At 54.4% G+C, this 6,889-nt stretch carries 5 protein-coding genes; 2 read left to right on the forward strand and 3 right to left on the reverse strand.

Annotated features, from left to right (window positions below; genetic code table 11):
• Nucleotides 1-87: 87 nt before the first annotated feature.
• The 3 genes from B2Y11_RS02240 to B2Y11_RS02250 form a co-directional block, all read right to left on the reverse strand.
• Nucleotides 88-1,263, reverse strand: coding sequence for a MalY/PatB family protein (locus B2Y11_RS02240; protein ID WP_291055634.1), 1,176 nt, complete (start codon nucleotides 1,261-1,263; stop codon nucleotides 88-90).
• 809 nt (nucleotides 1,264-2,072) lie between these two features.
• On the reverse strand, nucleotides 2,073-3,203 hold the full coding sequence (locus B2Y11_RS02245) for a trans-sulfuration enzyme family protein (RefSeq protein ID WP_291055636.1): 1,131 nt from the start codon (nucleotides 3,201-3,203) through the stop codon (nucleotides 2,073-2,075).
• Nucleotides 3,204-3,882: 679 nt separating this feature from the next.
• The gene (locus B2Y11_RS02250) at nucleotides 3,883-4,836 is read right to left on the reverse strand and encodes a LysR family transcriptional regulator (protein ID WP_291055638.1); all 954 of its coding nucleotides are present in this window, start codon (nucleotides 4,834-4,836) and stop codon (nucleotides 3,883-3,885) included.
• A gap of 303 nt (nucleotides 4,837-5,139) precedes the next feature.
• Between B2Y11_RS02250 and mtaB the strand changes: the two genes are divergently transcribed.
• Together mtaB and B2Y11_RS02260 are read left to right on the forward strand one after the other, a co-directional pair.
• A complete protein-coding gene (gene mtaB, locus B2Y11_RS02255) occupies nucleotides 5,140-6,477 on the forward strand; it encodes a tRNA (N(6)-L-threonylcarbamoyladenosine(37)-C(2))-methylthiotransferase MtaB (RefSeq protein ID WP_291055639.1) in 1,338 nt (445 codons plus the stop codon).
• Nucleotides 6,478-6,479: 2 nt separating this feature from the next.
• Entirely contained in the window at nucleotides 6,480-6,833 is a 354-nt protein-coding gene (locus B2Y11_RS02260) for a histidine triad nucleotide-binding protein (protein WP_291055641.1), read from the forward strand.
• Nucleotides 6,834-6,889 lie beyond the last annotated feature (56 nt).

Here is a 6,889-nt window from a genome sequence, read left to right on the forward strand (position 1 = left end):
AAACCATTCGCAAACAGTTTCCTGCCACTATGATTCACAATGGCGTCATGCCGTGCAGGAAACTTTCCGCACACCGTTTTCTCACCCTTATCCCTCAAATCCTTCTTTCAGCTGCCGGAGCCCCTGTTCCAGTGTTTTTCTGGGGCAGGCCAGGTTGAATCGGAGGAATCCTTCGCCCTCTTTGCCGAAGACGTATCCCATGTCCAGCCACAGGTGGCAGTCATAGAGAACCCTGTGTTCCAGGGCTTCATTGGGGAGGCCGTAGGCGGAGGCGTCGATCCAGATGAGGTAGGTGCCTTCCGGCTCTATGAGTTTCATTTTCGGAAGGTTTTCTTTCAGATATTTCCTTGCGAAATCCAGATTTCCCCGGATGTATTCCTTCACTGTATCCAGCCACTCCCGGCCTCCTTCATAGGCGGCGCGGCAGGCGGCAAGGCCCATGACGTTCAGCTGGTCATAGCCGAAGGAGTCCAGTTCTTCCTGGAAGGCCCGGCGGATTTCGGAATTTGGGATAAGGATGTTGGAATTCTGGAGGCCTGCTATGTTGAAGGTTTTGGAAGGGGCGGTACAGATGATGGCGTTCTGCGCCGCTTCCTCACTGATGGTGCCGAAGGCGGTGTGGGTGAATCCGGGGTAGGTGAAGTCTTCGTGGATTTCATCAGCCACGATTTTTACGCCGTGGGCCAGGCAGATGTCCGCATACCTGGTGAGCTCGTCCTTTGTCCACACCCGTCCTACGGGATTGTGAGGCGTGCAGAGAAGGGCCAGCTTTACATGGCCCTTGACGATTTTTTCTTCCAGATCTGCAAAGTCCATTTCATAGTGACCGTTTTTCAGGACAAGGGGGCTGTTTACCAGTTTCCGCCCGTTCTTGATGACGGCGTTCAGGAAGGGGTAGTACACCGGCTGGTTGATGAGGATGCCGTCTCCTTCTTTGGTCAGCGCCTTGACCGCCAGATTGATGGCAGGCACCACGCCGGGGGTCTTGATGAGCCACTCAGGGCGGATGGCCCAGTGGAAATATTTGTCCTGCCAGTTGGCCAGGGCTTTGAAATAGGCATCGCCGGATTCGGAATAGCCGAATATGCCGTGGCGTACTCTTGCTTCCAGGGCGTCAAGGATAGGCTGGGCCACCTTGAAATCCATATCCGCCACCCAGAAAGGCAGCACGTCCGCCGGCTTTCCACGCTGCAGGGCAAAATCATACTTCAGGCAGCCGCTCCCGCGGCGGTCAATGATGGTATCTAAATCGGAAAGTTTCATAATGGACTCCTTTGTATATTGATTCAATGGTGGTGTCATGTGTGGCGCTTGATCGTATTCCCGAAGGTTGACAGCCCCTTCAGGGCTGAGGGTTGAGACAGCCGCCTGTGGTGCGGTCGGGATCGGGACCTGGGCGGTGCTTTCCGGTATTCCCGTAGGGGCCTGCGCCTGTGGCGCAGAGGGGCATATAGCCCTGTGTTGACACACGGGCTAAGGGTTGCATCGCTTCGCTCAAGGGGCAGCTGCCGTGGTGGGTGCCCTAAATTTGTGGAAGGCGCCAGTTTGTATCAAACCTTCACAATCGGGCTTTCGCCCGTGGAAAAACCATACAACCGCCCTGGCGGGCGAGGGAGATTCCCCCTTTGGTGGCTGGCGCCACCACCTTTCCGCCCCGCGGAGCGGTGGGACTATGGGTACTTAGCCATGGAGCCATGTCTCTGCAGGAAAGCATAGAAACCTATTCTGCCCCCTGAACAGGGGGCAGTCCGGCGCAGCCCGGATAGGGGGTGGCGAGCGCAGCGAGCCAATTCGCAGAATGCTTATCATGTCATATGACACTGAAAGTAAATCCTGTAACGCGGACTTTATAAGCATTGCCCGAAGGGCAATCCACCACCCTCAGCGCCGCAGGCGCTGTCGCCCCCTGAGCGAAGCGATACACAACCCGCCGCCGACAGGCGNNNNCAGGCGGCCACAACCTTCGGCCCGAAGGGCCGTCAACCTTCCCCTCTGAACCCTCTGAACCCTCGCGCCTTTGGCGCGTCCTTGAACCCTCACGCCGAAGGCGTGTCCAATAGTGAAGCGGCCTCTTATCCCAATGCCTGTTCCAGATCGGCAATCAGGTCATTCACATCTTCAATGCCTACGGAGAGGCGGAGGAGGCAGCTGGTGATGCCCCGGGACTGCCGTTCTTCTTCTGTAAGGTCGCTGTGGGTCTGGGTGGCGGGGTAGGTGATAAGGCTTTCCACGCCTCCAAGGCTTTCGGCGAAGCGTATGAGTTTTACATTTTTCAGCACCTGGAGAGCTGTTTCATGGCTGTCGGTGTAGAAAGAAAGCATGGCACCGGCGCCGCGGGACTGCCTGAAGTGGATGCCCCTGCCGGGGAAGTCGGCGAGGCCGGGGTAGAAGACTTTGGATACCTTGGGATGATTTTCCAGCCATTCCGCCAGAGTTTCAGCATTTTTCTGGGCCGCTTCCATGCGGAGAGCCAGGGTTTTGATGCCTCTGGTGACGAGCCAGCTGTCCCAGGGAGCCAGGCAGCCGCCTACGGTTTTGTAGAGGAAGCGCAGTTTGTCGGCGATTTCCTTATCCTTTACCACCACAAAGCCTGCCAGGGTATCATTGTGGCCGGCCAGGTACTTGGTGCCGCTGTGGATGACGATGTCGGCGCCAAAGTCGATGGGGTTGCAGAAATAGGGGCTCATGAAGGTATTGTCCGCAATGAGCAGGGCGCCGTGGGCATGGGCGATGTCTGCGGTTTTCCGGATGTCCGTAATCTGCATCATGGGGTTGGTAGGAGTTTCGATGTACACCGCCTTCACCGTTTCATCAAAAGCCTCTTCCACTTGATCCGGATGGGAGGTATTGACGAATTTAAAACGGATGCCGTTCTTTTTGTTGACGAAGCGGAAAAGACGGATGGAGCCGCCGTAAAGGTCATCGGAGGAAAGGATGGTATCTCCCGGCCTGAAAAGTTCCATCACCATGGAAATGGCGGCCATGCCGGAAGAATAGCTGGTACAGTCACAACCGTGCTCAAGGGCGGCCACCACCTTTTCCGCGCTTTCCCTGGTAGGATTTTGCACCCGGGTGTAATCGTATCCTGTGGACTCTCCCAGTTCCGGATGGCCGAAAGTGGCACTCTGGAAAACCGGTACGGAAATGCAGCCGGTGGGATCCTTCCAGTCGCTGCCATGAATGCAGATTGTTTTGATATTCATATGAAAACCTCCCTGAATGTTTTTGGAAATAAAAAAATCGTCCCTCAAAAATGAGAGACGATGATTCACCGTGTTACCACTCTTCTTTTCCCCTCCGTCACCGGAAAAGGACTTGACAGGTACGCCGGACAAAGCCGTAAATACCCTGCTGCTGTAACGGGCAGTCCCGGCGGGCTTCACGATTCGGCCCGGAGGCTCCAAGTCCATCTTCCGGCGCCCCTCCTGCACTGCTTTCACCATACGCAGCTCTCTTTGCCATTCATGGAACCGTACTCTTCTTGTCATTGCCTTCTTTGAAATTGAAAATATGATACCACGGGTAAGGATGATTGTCAAGATGAGTGTACTAGTATACTAGTATACTAGTGTACTAGTGAGCTAGTGGGATGGTGTGCTGGTTTCCTGTCGCGATGGACTGCCATAGCTGTCCTATCCCCGTCATTTCGAGCGAAGCGAAGCGGAGTCGAGAAATCTCCTGCCGGAGAGTTTCCTGTGGCGATAGACTGTCATATTGTCATGCCGGATAGAAACCCTTCGCAAATAGTTTCCTGTGGCGATGAACCACCATAGTGTCAAGCCGGGTAGGAAACCCTTTGCAAATAGTTTCCTGTCGTGGTGAACCACCATAGTGTCAAGCCGAGTAGGAAACTTTTTTCAAACCATTTCCTACAGCGGCGAATTATGATTGCTTCATATCGGACAGGAAATCTTCCGCAAGCCTTATGCCCTCCAGATTTCCGATGTACGTTTTTAAATGGTCCATGTACCGCCGGGCCATGCCGCGGAGGACGGTGCCTTTGGGGGTGATATAGCCCAGGGTCATTTCTTCGGAGCTCTGAAGGGGCAGGGAGAGGATGTCCGTGCCGTTCAGGTCTTTGCTAAGGATGCCGGAGCAGATGGTGTAGCCGTCAAGGCCGATGAGGAGATTGAAAAGGGTGGCCCGGTCGGTGACGATGATGTTTTTGGGGCTGTATTCCTGGATCAGGGGCTCCTCAGAAAAATAAAGGGAGTTGTGGATGCCCTGCTCGTAGGTAAGGCGGGGATAGGGAAGGAGGTCTTCCAGGGTGACAAGGGAACGGCCGGCCAGGGGATGGCGGCGGCTGAGAAATACGTGCACCGGCGCTTTGAAGAGGGGATGGAAGTCCATGTCCGCTTCCTTCAGGATATGAAGAAGCACATCTTTTCGGAAATGGTCAAGGAAGAGAATGCCCAGCTCGCTCCGTCCCAGCCTGACGTCTTCGATAATGTCATAGGTGCGGGATTCCCGCAGGGTGAACTCATATTTCTCCCGCCCATACTCCTTTACCAGGGCAACAAAGGCATTCACCACGAAGGCATAGTGCTGGGAGGAAACGGCAAAGACCCGCTTCACCGGGGCGCCCTTCTTGTAGGCATTTTCCAGAAGATCCGCCTGCTCCACCACCTGCCGGGCGTAGGAAAGAAATTTCACCCCTTCCTCCGTAAGTACCATGCCCCGGCTGGTGCGGCGGAAAAGGGTAATGCCCATTTCCTTCTCCAGCTCTCCCATGGATTTGGAAAGGGAAGGCTGGGAAATAAAAAGCGCACGGGCCGCCATATTCAGCGAGCCCGCCTGTACGATGGCGATGATGTAACGAAGCTGCTGCAGAGTCATGGGATTCTCCTTGGAAAATGTGGAAACAGGGAAATTTTCTTCTATTATAAGGGAAAGCGGCGGATTTTGGGAAATGATTCTCTCCGTTCCGCTGTCCGCAGGCAGGAAACGCAGTTTTTTATCATTCGGCGCAGCCGCACCATAACCCTCGGGTCCTTCGGGCCCGTCAAACCTAAGAACCCTTTTTACACAACCTGCCGCCGATAGGCAGCTGTAGCCCTTGGGGAGGAAGGCCCCGTTAACCATCCTTAATAGGCGCGGAACCCTTTGTACCTTTTCTATTCCCCGTGTTATAATGAACACATGGAAAATAATACATTACACTCAAGAAGAAAGGTGTCCTTCATTACTCTTGGCTGCAAAGTCAACCAGTATGACAGCGACGCCATGCGTACCCTCTTTATGAGAAACGGGTACGCCCAGGCAGGGGAAAATGACGACGCCGATGTGTACGTGGTCAATACCTGCTCTGTCACCAGTATCGGCGACAGGAAATCAAGACAGATGGTGCGCCGCATCCGCCGGGCCCATCCCCATGCGGTGATTGCGGTGGCCGGCTGCTATGCCCAGCTGGCGCCGGAGGTCTTTGAAAAAATGGGGGATGTGGACGTCATCGTAGGACTGCAGAACCGCACCCGTATTGTGGACTATGTGGAAGAAGCCATGCGCCGCACGGACAAGAAGCCCCTCAACGAGACGGTGGACATTATGAAGGTAGACCGTTTTGAAAATATGTGGGTCGATGCGTCCGGCGAAGTCCGCACCCGTGCCTTCGTGAAGGTACAGGAAGGCTGCGACAATTACTGCACCTTCTGCATTATCCCCTATGCCCGGGGCAAGCTGAAATCCCGCCTCCAGAAGGATGCGGTGGAAGAAATCAGGCATCTGGTGGCCGAAGGCTACCGGGAAGTGGTTCTGACAGGTATCCACCTTGGCAATTACGGCAAGGACCTTCATGACGGCACCTCTCTGGCCACCCTGGTGGCGGAGCTGGTGAAGATTCCGGATCTCCTCCGCATCCGTCTGGGTTCCGTGGAATCGGTGGAACTTTCGGAAGACCTCATCCATATCATGCAGAATGAACCGAAGGTATGCCGCCATCTGCACCTGCCCATCCAGTCCGGCTCCGACGCCGTTTTGAAAGGCATGAACCGCCACTACCGGCTGCCCCAGTTCAAGAAACTGATTTCCGAACTTCGGGAAAAGGTGCCGGGCATTGCCCTCACCACCGATCTCATCGTAGGCTTCCCGGGAGAAACAGAGGAAAATTTCCTGGAAACCCTGGAGACCCTGAAGGAAATCAAATTCTCCGGCATCCACGTATTCCCCTACTCCCGCCGCACCGGCACGCCGGCGGCGTCCTATCCAAACCAGGTGTCCAATGAGGTGAAAAAAGAAAGGGTGCACCGGGTACAGGAGCTGGAAAAGGGCATTGCCCTGGAATACAGAAAACAGTTCATGGGCTGCGTCGTCCATGTGCTGGCGGAAGAAGTAAAGGATGGTTTCTTTGAAGGACTTACCGATGAATACATCCGTGTTTCCATCAGAGATTCACATATAGAAAAAGGCAAAATGTATCCTGTCAGGATTGATACTATCACCGAAGATGGCCTGTCAGGCGTGTTAGCAGAGGAGGAATAAGAATGGCTGATTGTATTTTCTGCAAAATCGCTGCCGGAGAAATTCCCAGCACCAAAGTTTATGAAGATGAAAACTGGTATGCCTTCAAGGACATCGAACCCTGTGCACCGGTTCACATCCTGGTGATTCCGAAAAAACACGTGGACAACATCCTCGCCTTCGACGAAGAATACAACAAGAACTTCGCTGACTTCTTCCTGGTAGTCAAGAAAATCGCCCTGGAAGCAGGCCTGAAAGAAGATGGCTTCCGCCTTGTCATCAACACAGGAGAAAAGGCAGGACAGTCCGTTTTCCATTTCCACGCCCACATTATCGGCGGCAAAGAACTGGGCTGGCCGCCATTCCCGGAAAAATGACACGCTTTGCGTGATGGTTGTGGAAGGCACCTTTTAGGGAAGCGCTGATTCAATCA

Origin of the sequence: Dialister sp. UBA1703 (genome assembly GCA_002320515.1) — a bacterium.
Classification (GTDB): Bacteria; Bacillota; Negativicutes; order Veillonellales; family Dialisteraceae; genus Dialister.